This window comes from Arthrobacter sp. ISL-69 (genome assembly GCF_018613775.1).
GTDB lineage: Bacteria > Actinomycetota > Actinomycetes > Actinomycetales > Micrococcaceae > Arthrobacter.
Genome location: NZ_JAGGPO010000061.1, coordinates 1 through 16,136 on the forward strand (window position 1 = coordinate 1; position 16,136 = coordinate 16,136).

Annotated in this window: 15 protein-coding genes and 1 pseudogene; 10 read left to right on the plus strand and 6 right to left on the minus strand. The window is 64.2% G+C overall.

Annotation, left to right across the window (positions count from 1 at the left end):
• The 5 genes from J7I79_RS23940 to J7I79_RS23960 form a co-directional block, all read left to right on the plus strand.
• Nucleotides 1–623: amino acid ABC transporter ATP-binding protein (locus tag J7I79_RS23940; protein ID WP_214957770.1), on the plus strand; the 623-nt coding region annotated here is incomplete at its 5' end.
• Between the two features lie 85 nt (nucleotides 624–708).
• Complete coding sequence (locus tag J7I79_RS23945; protein ID WP_214957772.1) at nucleotides 709–1,434, plus strand: GntR family transcriptional regulator; 726 nt, start codon at nucleotides 709–711, stop codon at nucleotides 1,432–1,434.
• Nucleotides 1,435–1,942: 508 nt separating this feature from the next.
• Nucleotides 1,943–2,107: a hypothetical protein gene (locus J7I79_RS23950; RefSeq protein WP_214957773.1), complete on the plus strand. Its 165-nt coding sequence runs from the start codon at nucleotides 1,943–1,945 to the stop codon at nucleotides 2,105–2,107.
• Between the two features lie 60 nt (nucleotides 2,108–2,167).
• Nucleotides 2,168–2,365 carry a hypothetical protein gene (locus tag J7I79_RS23955; protein WP_214957775.1) on the plus strand — a complete coding sequence of 66 codons (198 nt, stop codon included), beginning with the start codon at nucleotides 2,168–2,170 and terminating at the stop codon, nucleotides 2,363–2,365.
• A gap of 280 nt (nucleotides 2,366–2,645) precedes the next feature.
• Nucleotides 2,646–4,805 carry a glycogen debranching N-terminal domain-containing protein gene (locus tag J7I79_RS23960; protein WP_214957777.1) on the plus strand — a complete coding sequence of 720 codons (2,160 nt, stop codon included), beginning with the start codon at nucleotides 2,646–2,648 and terminating at the stop codon, nucleotides 4,803–4,805.
• Between the two features lie 397 nt (nucleotides 4,806–5,202).
• Here the strand turns inward: J7I79_RS23960 and J7I79_RS23965 are convergent, their stop codons facing one another.
• The 3 genes and pseudogenes from J7I79_RS23965 to J7I79_RS23975 form a co-directional block, all read right to left on the minus strand.
• Nucleotides 5,203–5,565 carry a cupin domain-containing protein gene (locus J7I79_RS23965; RefSeq protein WP_214957779.1) on the minus strand — a complete coding sequence of 121 codons (363 nt, stop codon included), beginning with the start codon at nucleotides 5,563–5,565 and terminating at the stop codon, nucleotides 5,203–5,205.
• A pseudogene (locus J7I79_RS24840) lies at nucleotides 5,544–5,981 on the minus strand (hypothetical protein); the annotation flags it as partial. The pseudogene J7I79_RS24840 and the gene J7I79_RS23965, both read right to left, overlap by 22 nt.
• Nucleotides 5,982–6,033: 52 nt before the next feature.
• Nucleotides 6,034–6,591 (minus strand): hypothetical protein, encoded by a 558-nt coding sequence (locus J7I79_RS23975; protein WP_214957783.1) that lies wholly within the window; start codon nucleotides 6,589–6,591, stop codon nucleotides 6,034–6,036.
• Between the two features lie 539 nt (nucleotides 6,592–7,130).
• Here J7I79_RS23975 and J7I79_RS23980 point away from each other — a divergent pair.
• The 4 genes from J7I79_RS23980 (at nucleotide 7,131) to J7I79_RS23995 (ending at nucleotide 11,410) form a co-directional block, all read left to right on the plus strand.
• Nucleotides 7,131–7,274, plus strand: a complete 144-nt coding sequence (locus tag J7I79_RS23980; RefSeq protein ID WP_214957785.1) for a hypothetical protein — start codon at nucleotides 7,131–7,133, stop codon at nucleotides 7,272–7,274.
• A 381-nt stretch (nucleotides 7,275–7,655) separates the two neighbouring features.
• Entirely contained in the window at nucleotides 7,656–8,285 is a 630-nt protein-coding gene (locus J7I79_RS24530; protein ID WP_311380663.1) for a hypothetical protein, read from the plus strand.
• Nucleotides 8,286–8,535: 250 nt separating this feature from the next.
• Entirely contained in the window at nucleotides 8,536–8,922 is a 387-nt protein-coding gene (locus tag J7I79_RS23990) for a VOC family protein (RefSeq protein WP_214957788.1), read from the plus strand.
• A 595-nt stretch (nucleotides 8,923–9,517) separates the two neighbouring features.
• Nucleotides 9,518–11,410: a transketolase gene (locus J7I79_RS23995; protein WP_251043240.1), complete on the plus strand. Its 1,893-nt coding sequence runs from the start codon at nucleotides 9,518–9,520 to the stop codon at nucleotides 11,408–11,410.
• A gap of 86 nt (nucleotides 11,411–11,496) precedes the next feature.
• On the opposite strand, the gene J7I79_RS24000 is transcribed toward J7I79_RS23995, so the two are convergent.
• On the minus strand, nucleotides 11,497–12,954 hold the full coding sequence (locus tag J7I79_RS24000) for an FAD-dependent monooxygenase (protein ID WP_214957790.1): 1,458 nt from the start codon (nucleotides 12,952–12,954) through the stop codon (nucleotides 11,497–11,499).
• Nucleotides 12,955–13,522: 568 nt separating this feature from the next.
• On the opposite strand from J7I79_RS24000, the gene J7I79_RS24005 reads away from it, so the two are divergent.
• Entirely contained in the window at nucleotides 13,523–13,744 is a 222-nt protein-coding gene (locus J7I79_RS24005) for a hypothetical protein (RefSeq protein ID WP_214957792.1), read from the plus strand.
• Nucleotides 13,745–13,776: 32 nt separating this feature from the next.
• Here J7I79_RS24005 and J7I79_RS24010 read toward each other — a convergent pair whose 3' ends face one another.
• A complete protein-coding gene (locus J7I79_RS24010) occupies nucleotides 13,777–14,211 on the minus strand; it encodes a low molecular weight phosphatase family protein (protein WP_214957794.1) in 435 nt (144 codons plus the stop codon).
• A 360-nt stretch (nucleotides 14,212–14,571) separates the two neighbouring features.
• The gene (locus J7I79_RS24015) at nucleotides 14,572–15,954 is read right to left on the minus strand and encodes an FAD-dependent oxidoreductase (RefSeq protein WP_214957795.1); all 1,383 of its coding nucleotides are present in this window, start codon (nucleotides 15,952–15,954) and stop codon (nucleotides 14,572–14,574) included.
• Between the last annotated feature and the right edge of the window lie 182 nt (nucleotides 15,955–16,136).

Genomic DNA, 16,136 nt, shown 5'->3' on the forward strand with positions numbered 1-16,136 from the left:
TGCGCTGCATCAACGGCCTGGAGACCGTCGATTCAGGAGTTCTCAAAGTCAACGGCGAAGACTTCGGCTATTACGAATCCGAAACCGCGTTCCATGCCCTCAGCAAGAAGGAAATCGCCCAACAGCGCACCAGAATCGGTATGGTTTTCCAGCAGTTCAACCTCTTTCCCAACATGACCGCCCGGGAAAACGTCATGGCCGGCCCCGTGCTGGTCAAGGGTGCTGACAGGAAAGAGTCGGCCAAGCAGGCCCAGGAGCTGCTCGCAAGTGTCGGCCTGGCCGGTTTCGGCGACTACTATCCCGCGCAGCTTTCCGGCGGGCAGCAGCAGCGCGTCGCGATCGCCCGGTCCCTGGCCATGGACCCGCAGATCATGCTCTTCGACGAACCCACCTCCGCCCTGGATCCCGAAAAAGTCGGTGAAGTCCTCGCGGTCATGCAGGACCTGGCAAAGAAGGGCATGACCATGGTGGTGGTCACCCATGAAATGGGCTTCGCCCGTGAAGTGGCTGACTCCCTGATCTTCATGGACGACGGATTCGTCGTCGAACGCGGCGATGCACGGGCGGTCCTCGCCAATCCAAAAGAGCCCCGGACCAAGGCCTTTCTGGATAAGGTGCTCTGAATGATGGATGGAAAGCCGGGCATCATGGGCCTTGGTAGTTCCACCTGCCTGAACATTGTTACGCCTACGAGAGGGAGATGAAGGAATGTCAACGACGGCGCCGGAAGGACTGTTTGTGCTGGAGGGAAGGCCCACAGCGCAACTGATCGCGGATCAATTACGGGAGCAAATCGTCCAGGGCGTCTTCCGTCCCGGACAGCAGATTAATGAATCTGTCCTTTCGAGCCAGCTGCGCACCTCCCGGGGTCCTGTCCGCGAGGCGTTGCAGCGGCTGGCCCAGGAGGGGATTCTGGTGAGCCATCGCAACCGTGGAGTCTTCGTCCTGGAGCTTTCGACCGCCGATATCAAGGAGATCTACGCCGTCCGCGAGGCCGTCGAATCAACCGCCGCAAATACACTGTTGGACGCCGGGCAAGCGCAGATCAACGACACCTGCCAAGTGCTGAAGGGGATCCTCAAAGACATGGCAAAGCAGGTTGCCGTGTCCGACTGGCAGGCAATCGCGCGGCTGGACATGGAATTCCATACCTCCTTCGTTGCCGGCGCAGGCAACACCCGCCTGATCCGGATTTACAAGACACTCGCAGCGGAATCCAGGATGTGCATGCTCAATCTTGAAGTTTCCTACCCCCGAGCGGACGTTCTGGTGGAGGAACACCAGAACCTTCTGGATCTCCTCGAAACAGGCGACAGAAAAGGATTACTCAAGGCCATCAAGCAGCACATGCAAAAGGCCGTTGAGGATCTCACCGCACAAACTCAAGCCAATGACAGCACCACTGGGGAAACCCCTCCCGCTGAGGTGGACTAGAGCCCCCGGACAGTCTCTGCTGCACGGGGGGCTCTTTCGGGATTCGCCCGAAGAATTGGCCGCGGATGCGGCAACGACTATTGGCCTCCCCGATACTGCCAGGCGTTCCCGGATTAGTCGGTCGTGGCGGGAATGTCCTCTAGGACCCACATTGCGCAGGGTTTCGTGGATCGTCCAGTTGCCCTCCCAGCCCGCAGGCGTCACGAAGTGGGAACCGGGGCCTTTATCGAAGCTGGTGCCCTCCGGTTCAGTGATATTCAACATAGCAATTGTCAACAATTGACGATAGACTTTCAATGGAATTTCGCATTTGTGTACGAGCCAGATGGCATCCCGAAGAGTTCCGACAGAACCGGTCTGAGCAGCAGGCCGCTCGGGGGGGCGGGCATGGGATGCGGGGCTGATCCGTAGGGGGCCACACTTGCTCACGAAGCCGGACCAGGAAGGCACCAAAATGCGACAAAGCCGTGGTGTATCAATATGGACGTCCCTCGAGCGAGGACAGGTTGTGACTCTTAGCCTGCAAGGCGTGGCGTACCACAAGGGCTCTATTGATGACCGCAGTGATGATGGCCGAACGATCTGGGTTACAGACGGGATCGGTGACCGCCGGCTGTTCCACGTAGAGGACGACTACGAGTTGCTGATTTCCGACGATGACTCCTCCCGCTAAGACGGCCATGGGAGCGCCGGGATACGAGAGCTTTTCCGGGACGTCCATCGAGGAGGTTTGATGCTCAGCCTGATCGTGCTCATCGCAGCAGCGCTCGTGACCAGCTCCAGCGCAGTCACGCCCGTAGCCTGGTCAGCTACAGCAGCAAGCCGTAAGAAAGGGTTCAAAGTTTTCTCACTGTTGCACATCGGTACGGGAATCCTTGCCCTGGGTTCGGTCCTCCTCGCTGTTCACACTCAACAAGGAGCGTTCCAGTGACTGCTGCGTCGGCGAAGGGGCCGGAGATGGTGTTCCATGACCCTCTTCCCAATTCCGTAGCCGAGCAGCATGCAGGCGACTGCGAGACCCCGTCGAGTCTGTTCGTGGTTTCATGCAGCCAGACGCCACCCCCGGAGGTCTTCTTCATGTCTCGCCGCCGTCAACGAGCCGTCTGGCATCCGGGGGCAAGCAGGAGTAGCGTCGAAAAAGAACACGACGATGCCGAACAGCAGGATGGCCCGGGGCCTGGCAGTCGGCTTGGTTCTTCGAGGGGGCCGGGATGGCTGGATGGAATGCCGACACAGCGGCCGGCCCGCTCGGGCCCGGAACGGTCACTTTGGTCGAAGGATCTTCGTTCTGCATTTCCCTGCCAAACGGGGACATGCACCCTGAGTACCCGCACGGAGTCTTCTTCCAGGACACGCGCATCCTATCCGGCTGGAGCCTGACCGTTAACGGCCAACCGCTGGAGCCGCTGGCGGCGCAGACCAAGGAACCGTACAGGGCGCTTTTCGCGGGGCGCGTTACCCGCTCGGACGGGTATGCAGACAGCCCTTTGATTGTGGAACGACTGCGTGAAGTAGGGGCTGGCATCCAGGAGCAAATCACCGTTCGCAATTTCTCCCTCGTGCCGACTGAATGCGTAATCTCGGTGAGGCCTGAAGCGGATTTCGCAGATCTTTTCGAGGTCAAAGAGGCCCGTATCCAGCGGCGCTGGGAGCAAACGCGGCAGGTTGACGGCGATTCGCTGACCATCCGGGGCGTCTGGCAGGACGTCCGGAAGGGCATCCTGGTACAGGCTCCGGGCGCCCACGTCACGCAGGACACCCTTTCTTACCGCGTGTCAGTCGGTGCCCGCAGCCAGTGGTCTACCATCCTCACCGCCGTGCCCAGCAACGATGCTGCAAGTCCTCCCCCGCCGTCGTTCATCCACACAGACGGGGAGGAAATATCCCCCCGGGACCGCCGCCGTCAGGAGTGGGTCGACAAGATTCCCAAGCTGCATATGGGCAACCAGTCCATCGAACGGACGTTGCGGCGCAGCTACGATGACTTGGGTGCGCTTCGCATCGAGGATCCGAACCACCCTGAGCGTGTTGTGGTGGCCGCCGGGGCCCCGTGGTTCATGACCCTGTTCGGCAGGGACTCACTGTGGGCGTCAGAAATGTCCATGCCGGTGGACCCCTCACTTGCCCTCGGAACGCTCCAGACGCTGGCTGACCGCCAGGGCAGCGTGGTGGACCCGGTAAGCGAGGAAGAGCCGGGGAAAATCCTGCACGAGGTCGGGCTCGACGTCTCAAGCGGTCTTTCCCTGGGCGGAAAAAACGTCTACTACGGCAGCGTGGACGCCACCCCGCTGTTCGTGACGATACTTGGAACAGTGAGCCGCTGGGGCTTCGCAAAGGACACCATCGCCGCTCTGCTGCCGCACGCGGACCGGGCACTCGACTGGATCCGGAACTACGGCGACAAGGACGGCGACGGATTCGTCGAGTATCAGCGACTCAACCCCAGCGGTCTCATCAACCAAGGCTGGAAGGACTCCTGGGACGGCATCAACTTCGCCGACGGCACCATGGCCGAGGCGCCGATCGCACTGTGCGAAGTGCAAGCATACGTCTTTGACGCGTACATGGCCCGTGCATGGATCGCCTACGACGCCGGCGACGCACCTTTGGCGTCCCAACTCGCCGATGAGGCCGCTCAGCTGAAGAAACGGTTCAACGAACAGTTCTGGATCCCCGAGCGCGGCTACTACGCCATCGCCCTGGACGGCAAGAAGCGGCAGGTCGATGCGTGCGCATCCAACATGGGACACTGCCTTTGGGTGGGCCTCGTGGATGAAGACAAGGCGCCCATGGTGGTCGAACGGCTCATGTCCCCCGAGATGTTCAGCGGTTGGGGCGTGCGCACCCTCGCCAGCGACATGGGCGCCTACAATCCGGCCAGCTACCACAACGGGTCGGTCTGGCCCCATGACAATGCCGTTATCGTGGCCGGCCTCATGCGCTACGGCTTTGTGGAGCAGGCAAAGCGGATCTCCACCGCCCTCCTGGAAGCGGCCGAATATTCGGGCGGGCGACTGCCGGAGCTGTTCTGCGGCTTCAGCCGGGAGCAGTTCGCTGAGCCAGTGCCCTATCCGACGGCGTGCTCCCCCCAGGCCTGGGCGGCGACCACCCCGATCCAGCTAGTAACAAGCCTGATGCGCTATGACACACACGTTTCCCGCGGCGGATTTTGGCTGGACCCAGTGCTCCCCGACTCCTACGGTGACCTGCACATCACCAACGCGCCCATGGCGGGCGGCCGGATCACCATAGAAATCACCAATTCCGTACCCAAAGTCCAGGGGCTGCCCGACGGAATGGTTTTCCACCAAGGCCATCGACCATGGCTGTCTGAACTCGTAGAACAGGCGGGATTGCAACCGAAGGGCTAGCCAGTGCTTCCGGCATCGTTCGCGGTGCTGAGGAGGTTCACGGCGTGCGGGGCCGGGGATTCGCTGGCCAGAACGCGAGCACTCGTGGTGGCTGCGACTGCACGCGGGCAGGGAAGGGCCGCTGCCGCATGCGAATCCTCCACGCAATGCGACGCCGGTGACTGCGGCAATCACCAGCACGCGCAAGTGCTCGATTACCCGGCGGAGACTCTTGCGCGCGCCTGGGACAGCCGGACCTTATCTGGCGCGCGTGCTCAGCGGGGCGTAGATTCAATCAATCCAAATGCATGCTCCCCGGAAGTCGAGACTGAAATTTGTCAGTCCAACTTCCGGGGAGCAGTTCGCCGGTGCAAAGAGAGTTTTACCGGCTAGGTTTCGCCTTGTTGGTTTTCCCCGATTATTCAGTTGTGGCGGGAACATCCGCCACTACCCACATCTTGCGGAGCGTCTCGTGGATGGTCCAGTGACCCTCCCAGCCCGCGGGGGTCACGAACAGGGTACCGGGTCCGATATCGAAGCTGTTGCCGTCCGGTTCGGTAATGGTTCCGCGCCCGCTCAGGATTTGGCAGATCTCGTCGTAGCCGGGACGGGTGCTCTTGAACTCTCCCGGAGTTACTTCCCAGATGCCGGTCTTCAGACCGTCTCTGTTCCAAAGACGGAAGGACGCTTCGGTTTGCCCGGCCTGAATCGCGGTTTCCTTGGGGTTGTGCTCCCCCGGGCTTGCGGTTGTTGCATCGCTCATAACGGTCGCGTTGACCATAGTTGCTCCTTCTTGGGCTGCGCCCTGTAGTACGTGTCTGCCTCGTTGGAATGACACTTCCCCATCCTACCAATTGTCAACAATCGACGATAGGCTTCCGGGCCACCGGGGACGCGAAAGACTCGACGCGTGGACAGTCCAAGGCGCTCCAGGACATGGTCCGGGGTGCCCGGACCATCGACGAAGGCTGGAAGTCGGAAGATGAGTTCTGGACACCTGTATCTGGGAACCGTCCTTTCCTCAGGACGTGTGTGCTGACGTTGCTGCCAGACGCCGCAAGGCTTGAGCCATCCCAAGCGCCGATCCAAGGCATGTCCGTCGAAGGTCACGAAGGAACCTATGCCCGACCGGATCGAAATGAGCCGACGTCGCTGCAATTCACCGAGAGCCTGGCGGATCGTCCCCCTGGACACATCGAACTCCTCGGCGGCCGGTGCTCACCGTCCAGCCGTTGGCGTCCCGGGATACTCAGACGTGGACGATGGCGAGCCGGAAGTGATTTTCCGGGCTGTAGTTCCAGGCGAAGCCCAGATTTTCCCACGCAGCGTCGGTGGGTTCTGCCGTGGAGGTGGTGAGCTTCATCATCGACGTGATGTCTTTCGGGACTTCCAGGGCGCCCAGAACGCATTGAACGTCGGTCATCGCTGCTCCGGAGGTTTCCCGGGGACCCTTAGTGTCGATGGAGAGCTTTGTCCCGTCCGCGGTCAGCTCTACACCGTCGGCGCCGTCAAGTCCGCATCCGGATACGGCGTCGGCAAGGTTGGCACCAGCAGGTGCCGGCGCGGCGGAGGACGAGGTCTCGGTCGTGGGTTCGGGCGCCGGAGCTGGTGCGGCGGTGGAACATCCGCTGAGGATAAATGCGGCGGCAACGGCGGTTGCAGCGGTGATCGAATTCCTGACGGGGAGGCGCATGTGGAGCCTTTCAATAGTTGGCCTGGTGTCCGGTTCGCGGGAGGTTCTGGTGGGCCTCTTGCCTGCGCCCAGGATGCTCAGGCACAGACCTGCCCGGAAAGTTGTCGTGCGCATTGTTCCCCCAATGATTCGCCGGAACTGATCGGCTTCGGCAAGCTTAGCGGATCGGCCCCTGAACCGGGCCGGAATCTCCGGCTTTGAGGGACATGTTTGCGGCGGCTCCATGGTGCTCTTCCGCAGAAATCTGCCGACACATATGACACTCCGCAGGCCACCGGCGGCGGTCGCCTGCGGCGTGGATAACCCGGTGACACGTCTGGGCGTTACTAGATGTGGAGCCCGTTCACCGACGCGTATCCCGTTTCGGGTGCGGCTGTCGTCCCGGGAGCCGTCCACGAGCCTTCTCTGCCCTACACGTGTGTCGTGTCCCCAATCCTGGCACTGCACACGGTGCACCGGCCAGTGCTTGGAACAGATCGCGGGCGACGAGTCCCGAACGGCGGGCTGCGACCCGCCCGGTCGCTCTCGGTAACGATCGTTTGCGAGAACTCTGGAGATCCACGCTCACGCCCGCGCCACGTGTTGAAACCCGGCTGCCTCCTGATATGCGTGTCTGAGTACTCACCGCAATTAGGCGCGGATATTGTCAATTCATGGACAGGGACCAGACCGGCGAACTGCAAGGGCAGACCTCGATCAACGAGCTGCTCGATGCGCCGGTCGGCAATACTCCCATCCAGATGGTGCTGCCGATCCATGTCCAGATCCGGTCGGGCGAAATCCAACGTCTGTCCTGACGCGGTGAGCCCACCCTGCGCAGCATTACCAGACCAATCGACCCTGTCCGGCTAACCTGCCTTACGCAGCAGATGAGCGAGTTCTTCCACCACAGGTCGCTGGTGGCCTTGAGGCTCATGGTTGCCATCCCTGCACGACGCATTCCCGCCGCGTCGCGATAAACTGGATCGGTCATGATCGGTGCCCCGCTCCGTCTTCTGGTCTGGTTCGTCATCCTAGCGACCCTACTATCGGCCTGCGCGCCCGCGATCAGACTCGATGAGGGCACCACCGATCGACCGATCCAGACCTCCTCGGCCCCGTCGGCCGCACGCGATGACGTCCCCGCTCCTCACCGGACCCCGTCCCCCACCCCTCCATCGGTTCCCGCCCCAACCCCGGTGCCCCACGCGTTCGCCCTCAACCTCTACCAGGAGGGGGACTTCGTGCCGCAGTACACCTTTGAGTGGTGTGTGGCGGCGAGCATCCAGATGATGCACAACCTCATCGACGACACGGGTGCCGGCACGTGGGCCGATCCCGTTCAGCAGGGCGAGCTGTGGGAGATGGCCAGGGCACGGTCGTCCAACTCGTTCAACGGTGCCAACCCCTTGGGTTGGGCGCAGGTAGTGACCGAGGTCGGGATGGGGCCATACGCCGTTGTCAGCATCGCCAACTATGAGGAAGCGCTGCAGACTGCGGCGCGCGCCATCGCCGACACGGACCGGCCGGTGGGGCTGGTCATGTGGCGCGGTCGCCACGTATGGGTGATGAGCGGCTTCGAGTCACTCGGTGATCCCGACCAGTTCCGGGAGTTCTCGGTCACCGGCATCCGCGTCCAAGATCCGCTCTACCCGTACGGCGACCAGCAGTGGGGACCGTCCCCCGCGCCCAACACCCTGCTCACTCCCGAGCAGTTGGCGACGCAGTTCGTCGTCCGCGAGCCGCGACGCTGGAGCAGCGATCTGCCGACCGGCTACATGCTGGTGCTGCCGTTCGCCGAGGCCTCATCAGGCCTTCGCACTAGTTGAAGGGTCACCCGCAAAGCCGACGGCCCGTCCCATAGTCGGGCCATCCACAGGCCACACGCCGAGATCTTCGTCGGGCGTCGATTCAGCAGCCAGCGACGTCCTACTCGTGATGGAGTAGCAACGTTGTTAGTGTCCCGAAGCGCGAGTCGCCGGCAGGCACACCGGGCCGATCGTTCGAACGCCCCGAGCGGTACGGTTAAGTTGTGAATTCCAGAATCGATCACCTTGTCATCGCCGCGAGGAGGTCACCATGACGGTCACTTTCAACCACACCATCGTCTACGCAACGGACAAGCGCCGTTCGGCGGAGTTCCTGGCCAACGTGCTCGGCCTGCCGAAACCCCAAGCCATGTGGTCTTTCATGACCGTGCCCCTCGACCACGGAGTAGCCCTCGATTTCGCCACGGCGGACCGGCCCGTCTCCCCGCAGCACTACGCCTTCCTGGTCAGCGAGGAGGACTTCGACGGAATCTTCGCAAGGATCCAGGCCCAGGGAATCCCCTATTGGGCGGACCCGGGACGGTCCCGCCCGGAGCAGATCAACCACAACGACGGTGGACGTGGCGTCTACTTCGCGGATCCTGACGGGCATTTCCTCGAGGCGATCACGCGTCCGTACGGATCGGGTGCTGCATGAAGAGCGGGTCGTTCCGACAGTCGCATCGCCCTGGAGAGACGATGCCTCCGGCGATGACGGTCCACTGCCTCATGCATAAGTAGATGAGGTTGCTTACGGGTCTTTGCCGTCAGTTCGATGACTACCAGGGTCACCGCCGTGAGAATCGCGCAGGCGGCAAAGACTCCCCGGTATCCGAACGCTGTCATCGATCCAATGGCAATCAACGGACCGGACGCGATTGAGCCAATACGCCGCGTATTGGTGAACAGCCCTGAAGCCAGCCCCGGACGCATGCCGGGATGGGACACATCACCGCCCTTTGCCCGGCCCGCGGGCCGGTTGACCCCGCACGCGGGACAGGGCATCCCCCCGTTGCGACCGTAACCAGGTGGACGGCGGCCTGATCGGAGAGCGGTAACACCATGGCCTATCCGCTGGCGCCGAGGTTTGGCGCGCCCCAGAGACCCCTCTGGGCGTGCGAAAGTCTCCGGTGACCGGCTCGCGGGCGGAATGTGCGGGCAACACACGTCTTCCGCCCGGAACCGGCATGGGGTATGACGGGTATTAGCCGTCCCGGACACGAGGACCCCATGAAGGGCGAAAGGTGATTGCGATGACCGAACATCAGGAACTGCCCGCGGCGCCTATGGCTGCTGCACAAGCTGAGGTTATCGGAAGCCTGGCGGCGCAACTGCGGGTGGACTCCATCCGGTGCAGCACACAGGCCGGTTCCGGCCATCCCACGTCATCGCTGTCGGCTGCGGATCTCATGGCCGTCCTCCTCATGCGGCATCTCCGCTATGACTGGGACCAACCGTCGCTGGCGACCAACGACCATCTCATTTTTTCAAAGGGCCATGCCTCCCCGCTACTCTATTCGATGTACCGGGCGGTCGGCGTGGTGGAGGAGGACGAACTGATCCAAACCTACCGGCAGTTCGGCGGCCGGCTGCAAGGCCACCCCACACCAGCCCTGCCCTGGGTTGACGTGGCGACAGGCTCATTGGGTCAGGGCCTGCCGGATGCGGTCGGAGTGGCACTGGCCGGACGGTACCTGGACCGGCTGCCTTACCAGACCTGGGTCCTGTGCGGGGATAGCGAACTGGCCGAGGGGTCCATCTGGGAGGCCCTGGACAAAGCCGCGTACTACAGGCTGGGCAATCTCACCGCCATCGTGGACGTCAACCGCCTGGGCCAGAACGGTCCCACCGAACTCCAATGGGACATGGACCGATACGCCCGGCGGGTAGAGTCCTTCGGAGCCTATCCCCTCGTCGTCGACGGCCATGACATTTCCGCGATCGACGACGCGCTCACCCGCGCACGATCCCGGCCCGACCAACCAACGGTCGTTCTCGCCAAAACCATCAAGGGCAAAGGCGTTCCCGAGATCGAGGACCAGAACGGCTGGCACGGCAAAGCGCTTCCGAAGGACATGGCCGAACGTGCCGTGGCAGCCCTCGGCGGTCCCAGCGACCTGCGGATCACTACGGCACTCCCCGAACCGGGGGTGCCAGCGATCACTCCCAATCCCGGGGCAGCCGTCAATTTGCCCCGGTGGGAGGTGGGTGAGGAGGTGGCAACCCGGGCTGCCTTCGGCGCCGCCGTGTCCGCGCTGGCCGCCCGACCCGAAATCGTTGTCCTGGATGGCGAAGTCGGAAACTCGACCCACGTCGGCGAATTCAAAGATGCCGCCCCGGAACGGTATTTCGAAATGTTCATTGCTGAACAGCAACTCATCGCCTCCGCGATCGGGCTCTCGGTCCGCGGCTACATCGCGTTCGCCGCGAGTTTCGCCGCTTTCCTGATATCCCGGCCCTACGACTTCATCCGGATGGCAGGAGTCTCCCAGGCAAGCATCCGCCTCGTCGGTACACACGCCGGGGTGGAAATCGGCCAGGACGGCCCCTCGCAAATGGCGTTGGAGGACATCGCCGCCATGCGGGCTGTGCACACCTCGAGTGTGCTCTACCCCGCCGACGCCCCCTCCACCGCCCGGCTCGTCAAGACCATGGCAGACACCAAAGGAATCTCCTACCTTCGAGCCACCCGCGGCGCCTACCCGGTCATCTACGGACCAGATGAGCAATTCCCGCTCGGCGGGTGCAAAATCCACCGCGCCGGGCCCGACGACGCCGTGACACTGATCGGCGCCGGCGTGACCCTGCACGAATGCCTCACCGCCGCCGATCAGCTCTCCGAAGACGGGATCAACGCCCGCGTCATTGACCTCTACTCCATCAAACCCATCGACGCGGACACCCTCCGCCGGACCTGCCAGGCGACCGGGGGCAGGATCGTCGTCGCCGAAGACCACTACCCCGAAGGCGGCATCGGCTCCGCCGTCCTCGAAGCACTGGCCGGCACGGACACCCCCGAGCTACACGTCGTCTTACTCGCCGTCAAAGCACTGCCCGCCTCCGGCAAACCACAGGAACTGCTCGACGACGCAGGCATCTCCGCCCGCCATATCACCGCAGCCGCCCGCGGCCTCCTTACAACCTGAACCTGCCAACTCCGCGTTCACCACCGCCCTCTCGGCCAACGCCATCCTCGTCATGCTCGCTGACACGATGATCCCGGAGGGCGGGATTAATGCCGCGCAGGCCCGAACCAGCTGGCCAGCGCGTCCTCCAGCCCCGGCTGCGTGCCGTCTCCCGTCCACGCCACATGCCCGTCGGGCCGGATCAACACGGCCGCGGGAGCGCTGACTGAACCGATTACCGGAAGCTCCCACCCGCCGTCGTATGTGGCGTCCACCAACCGCACACGATCCGCCCATGGCCCCGGGTCGATGCTGCCCGGCGCGCCGAGGTTGAGCAGCACCGCACGGGCATCGTGCAGGAGGGCGAAGACGCGCAGCGGTCCGTTGGCCGTGATGACGTCGAGGTCGGGCATGCGGCGCCCCAGTAGAGGGTGCCCCTCACCGAGGTCGTAGCGGACGTCCAGGCCGGAAATGAGTCCACCCAGCTGCTTCCGGGCCTCATCGATGGTCAGCAGGCCCATCACGGTGTCTGCCAAAGCGCCGATGCGCGGGTCCGCCCGCTGCATTATCGACTGTGCCATCGTGTGCTTCAGCGCGCGGGCGCCGGCGGGGTGCCGCTCGGCGTGATAGGTGTCCAGCAGGCTGTCCGGCGCAGTGTCCTTGACCACCTGGGCGAGCTTCCAGCCGAGATTCACGGCGTCCTGGATGCCGAGCCCGATCCCCTGGCCGCCGGAAGGAGCATGGATGTGCGCGGCGTCCCCGGCGAGCAGCACGCGGCCGCTGCGGTAGGCCGCGGCCTGCCGGGTGGCGTCGGTGAACCGCGAGATCCATGTCGGAGTGTGGACCCCGAAGTCCGTGTCGTAGATCTCGGTCAGCGCCTTGCCGAGGTCAGCCAAGGTGGGCTCGGTCGCCGGTCCAAGTTGCTTCTCGGTGACCACCACACGCATGGTCCGCCCGTCCTCCATCACGTGCAGCCCGTGAACGCCCACCTCGTCGATGCGCATGCCTGCCGGCGTCTCCTCGGTCACCTCCACTTCGGCGATCAGGCTGCTCCTGGTCGCATCCCAGCCGGGGAACCCGATGCCTGCTGCCTTGCGGACGGCACTTCGCCCGCCGTCCGCGCCGACCAGGTACAGCGCGCGCATCGACCCGCCGTCGGCGAGTTGCACGTCGACCCCGCTGCCGTCCTGGGCGAAGCCGGCCACCTCAAGCCCCCGTTGGACTGGCACGCCCAGTTCCCCGATCCAGCCGGCCAGGATCCGCTCAATATGGTTCTGCCACAGGCCGAGCGTGTAGGGGTGCCTCGTGGGAAAGTCGCTCACATCCAACGTCGTGTTCCCGAAGAACGCCGCCTGGACGCGCTGGCCCTCTGCGAGGAACCGGTCGGCAATCCCGCGCTGATCGAGGATTTCGATCGTCCGCGAGTGGAACCCGCCCGCACGCGAGCCCACCAGCTCCGTCGTCGGGCGGCGCTCCACAATCGCCGCATCCACCCCCGCCAGCGTCAGCTCAGCCGCCAGCATCATCCCGGTCGGACCGCCTCCGGCAACGATCACATCAACCATCACAGCCCCCTCTCCCACTATTTTGCCGTGCGCCTCTTCCGGGCACGTCCGAGCCAGTTTGAGGCATGACGGGGGCCTTGCCGCAAGCCCCTTTGTGCGCGGTAAATTGGAAGTACCGGAGACACTCAGCGCCAGCAGGCACGACAGGCACGTCAGATAGAGGCTTCGGGCTCCCGGCCGCGTCTCTCAGGATCTGTGGGTGGGATCCTCTGTTGGTGGTCCTGGCTCAGGTACGGGACCAGGGCCCGGCTGTACAGGGGACGTCGGGTCCGGAGAATCAGGGGCTGGCTCTGGAACCGGTGGCGGTGCCGGCGCCGGCGCCGGAGGCGACGTCGGATCCGGCGATCCCGGAACAGGATCTGGATCTGGATCTGGATCTGGATCTGGCGGGAATGGTGCTGGTTCACGTTGCGGCGGAATCGTCATGGTGTTCCCCTTCAGCTTTGGCCTTCTCCGGGTTGTGACTTCAGGCTACGCCCTCCGGATTCTAGTTTCGGACAGGGGCCTGCTCTGGTGGCCGGTACTGCTGTTTCTGCCAGCCCGTGCCGTGCTGTCCTTCCTAGCGCAGATGACGACTGCAGGGATTCTGTGGTCCACAGGCGACCTGACGCCCTGGGAACCTCCCGGGAAGGGAGCGGCCGTCGTCGTGTTCTTCTGGAGTGCCCAGCACCTGGTGATCCCCTACTTTCCCGACGGAACCGACCTCGTCTCACGGTTGATCGGCGCCCTGCTGATCACCCTTAGCGACGCGACGACCGCAATCCTTGCCGCCTGTGCCGTCAATCGCTGACAACGAGCGGTTCAGAGCGGTGGCAGGAATGCCTAGGTCCCCGTGAGCTCCGCGTAAAGCTTCTGAACCCGGGCCCGAATGTCGTCCCGGACCAGGCGCATGCGTTCCATGCCTTCAATACCGCGTTCGGAGGGCTCGTCCGTGTCCCAGATCTCGAAGCGGGTGCCGTCGTGCGGTTCGAGCTTCGCTTCGGTGCCCAGGATGATGACGGCGTCCACGGTGTCCAGGACCTCGTCGGTGACGGGCTTGGGGTGTTCTCCGGTGATGTCGATGCCGAGTTCGGTCAGTGACTCCACGGCCTGCGGGTTGAGGGACTTGCCCGGTTTGGTGCCGGCTGAGTAGACGGTGACGGCTCCGCCGGCGAGCTGGTTCATCAGGCCGGCGGCGAGCTGGGATTTGCCGCCATTCTTGCTGCACACGAAGAGCACTGCGGGGGTCTTGTGGGCGTCGGGTGTTTCCTGGGTCATGGGTGCGTTGTTTCCTTTGTGAGTGAGGCGACCAGGGTTTTGACCCGGTCGTGGATCAGGTCGCGGATCTCCCGGCCGTGTCGAGGGGCTGGTCGGCCGGGTCCGGCAGTTCCCAGTCTTCGTAGCGTTTTCCCGGATAGATAGGGCCGGCGTTCTGCACGCAGACGAACAAGGCCTCGGGCAGCTCGGAGGCGACCGGCCCCGTTGGATTTGGCCAGGGCGTTCAAACCGGTCGCTGGCGAACGTGTCCGAGAGGCGGGCGCTGATGCGGTGCAGAAGATCGGTGTTGTCGTGCTGTTCCAGGCCGGTTTCACGGTGTTCAGTCATGGCAGCACTCCATTGCTTGATTGGCGAGGAGTTCTAGTTGATGCCCGAGCGGCCGTGGGCCAGGCCGGTGGGGAAGCCGACCAGCACCGGTTCCGGGGTTCCGCAGTAACCCGCCTCCTGCGCGGCTGGAGTGGCCGCGGCAGATGCGGGGACGTCGCAGCTGGTGCCGGCGTCGGTGGAGCAGACGCCGGTCTCGGGGAGTTCGAGGTGGACGGTGTCCGCGGCTTCACGGTCCCCGGCGAGGGCTGCCGCGACGGAGCGCACCTGTTCGTAGCCGGTGGCCAAAAGGAACGTCGGTGCCCGTCCGTAGGACTTCATGCCGACAATGTAAAAGTCCTTGTCCGGCTGAGCCAGGACCTTGGCGCCGTGCGGGGGGACCGTGCCGCAGGAATGGAATTCAGGGTCAATCAGCGGGCCGAGCTCCACCGGAGCCTCGACGGCCGGGTCAAGGTTGAGTCGGACTTCGCGCAGGATCTCCAAGTCCGGCCGGAAGCCGGTGCAGGGCACCACGACGTCGGCCTCCAGGGTGCGGCCGTCAACCGCTTCGACAGTCACGCCGGAAGCCAGTGCCTTGAGGGAAGCGATGCCGAAGTTGGTGTGCAGCTCGATTTTGCCGGCCTCCACGAGGCGGCGGACCCGGCCGCCGAGCTGGCCGCGGGCGGGAAGCCCGTCGGCTTCGCCGCCGCCGTAGACCTTCGCCGCGGAGTCACCGCGGACCGCCCACAGGATCCGGGTGTCCGGTTCGTCCTTGGCCAGGTCGGCGAGACTGATGAGGGTGTTGGCGGCGGAGTGGCCCGCGCCGACCACCAGGACCCGGCGGCCGGCGAAGGCTGCCCGGTCCCGGCCGGTGACGTCCGGGAGCGGGGCGGAGATCCGGTCCGCTGCGGCGTCCTCACCGATGGCGGCCAGGCCGGAGGTGCCCAGCGGGTTGCGCCGCGACCAGGTACCCGAGGCATCGATGACCGCAGCGACGGTGTGGTCGCGCGTCTCGCCGTCCTGATGTTCGACGCGGACCACGAAGGGTGTGGTGTCGCGGTCCCGGACGTGGGTCTTGTCCAGGCCCTGCCGGGTCACAGCGATCACGCGGGCGCCGGTCTGCAACCGGGTCGCGATCTCGGGAAGAGCGGCCAGCGGCGCGAGGTAGTTGTCGATGAGTTCCCCGCCGTAGGGAAGGGCCGTGGGACGGGGCGATTCCCAGCCGGTGCTTTCCAGGAGGCGCAAGGCGGCGGCGTCGAGGTTGAACTGCCACGGTGAGAACAGCCGGATGTGGCGCCACTGCTCAATGGCCGCGCCCGTCGTCGTGCCTGCCTCAAAGATTAGCGGCTCGAGGCCGCGCTCGAGCAGGTGGGCCGCGGCGGCCAGGCCCACGGGGCCGGCGCCGATTATGGCAACGGGAAGGTTCTTGGTGGTATCCATGCTGTCCTCATTCTCATCCGTTGGTGATGGTGGGTGGTGCCTGCCGGTTCCTTGTGGGTCCGGCAGGCACCGGGGTGTCAGCAGCAGTCCTGATCGTCGTCGCAGCAGCCCGAGTCTCCGCAGCATCCGGTGTTCATTCAGCTCACCTCCTCCCCTGTACGGGTTTAGGCGTGGGTGGGTTC

Coding starts and splice junctions, on each gene's coding strand:
- J7I79_RS24010 (WP_214957794.1), bottom strand. CDS start 14,211: ATGACCCAGGAAACACCCGACGCCCACAAGACCCCCGCAGTGCTCTTC.
- J7I79_RS23955 (WP_214957775.1), top strand. CDS start 2,168: ATGCTCAGCCTGATCGTGCTCATCGCAGCAGCGCTCGTGACCAGCTCC.
- J7I79_RS23975 (WP_214957783.1), bottom strand. CDS start 6,591: ATGCGCACGACAACTTTCCGGGCAGGTCTGTGCCTGAGCATCCTGGGC.
- J7I79_RS24005 (WP_214957792.1), top strand. CDS start 13,523: ATGACGACTGCAGGGATTCTGTGGTCCACAGGCGACCTGACGCCCTGG.
- J7I79_RS23965 (WP_214957779.1), bottom strand. CDS start 5,565: ATGGTCAACGCGACCGTTATGAGCGATGCAACAACCGCAAGCCCGGGG.
- J7I79_RS23980 (WP_214957785.1), top strand. CDS start 7,131: ATGGACAGGGACCAGACCGGCGAACTGCAAGGGCAGACCTCGATCAAC.
- J7I79_RS24015 (WP_214957795.1), bottom strand. CDS start 15,954: ATGGATACCACCAAGAACCTTCCCGTTGCCATAATCGGCGCCGGCCCC.
- J7I79_RS23945 (WP_214957772.1), top strand. CDS start 709: ATGTCAACGACGGCGCCGGAAGGACTGTTTGTGCTGGAGGGAAGGCCC.
- J7I79_RS23995 (WP_251043240.1), top strand. CDS start 9,518: ATGACCGAACATCAGGAACTGCCCGCGGCGCCTATGGCTGCTGCACAA.
- J7I79_RS23960 (WP_214957777.1), top strand. CDS start 2,646: ATGGCTGGATGGAATGCCGACACAGCGGCCGGCCCGCTCGGGCCCGGA.
- J7I79_RS23990 (WP_214957788.1), top strand. CDS start 8,536: ATGACGGTCACTTTCAACCACACCATCGTCTACGCAACGGACAAGCGC.
- J7I79_RS24000 (WP_214957790.1), bottom strand. CDS start 12,954: ATGGTTGATGTGATCGTTGCCGGAGGCGGTCCGACCGGGATGATGCTG.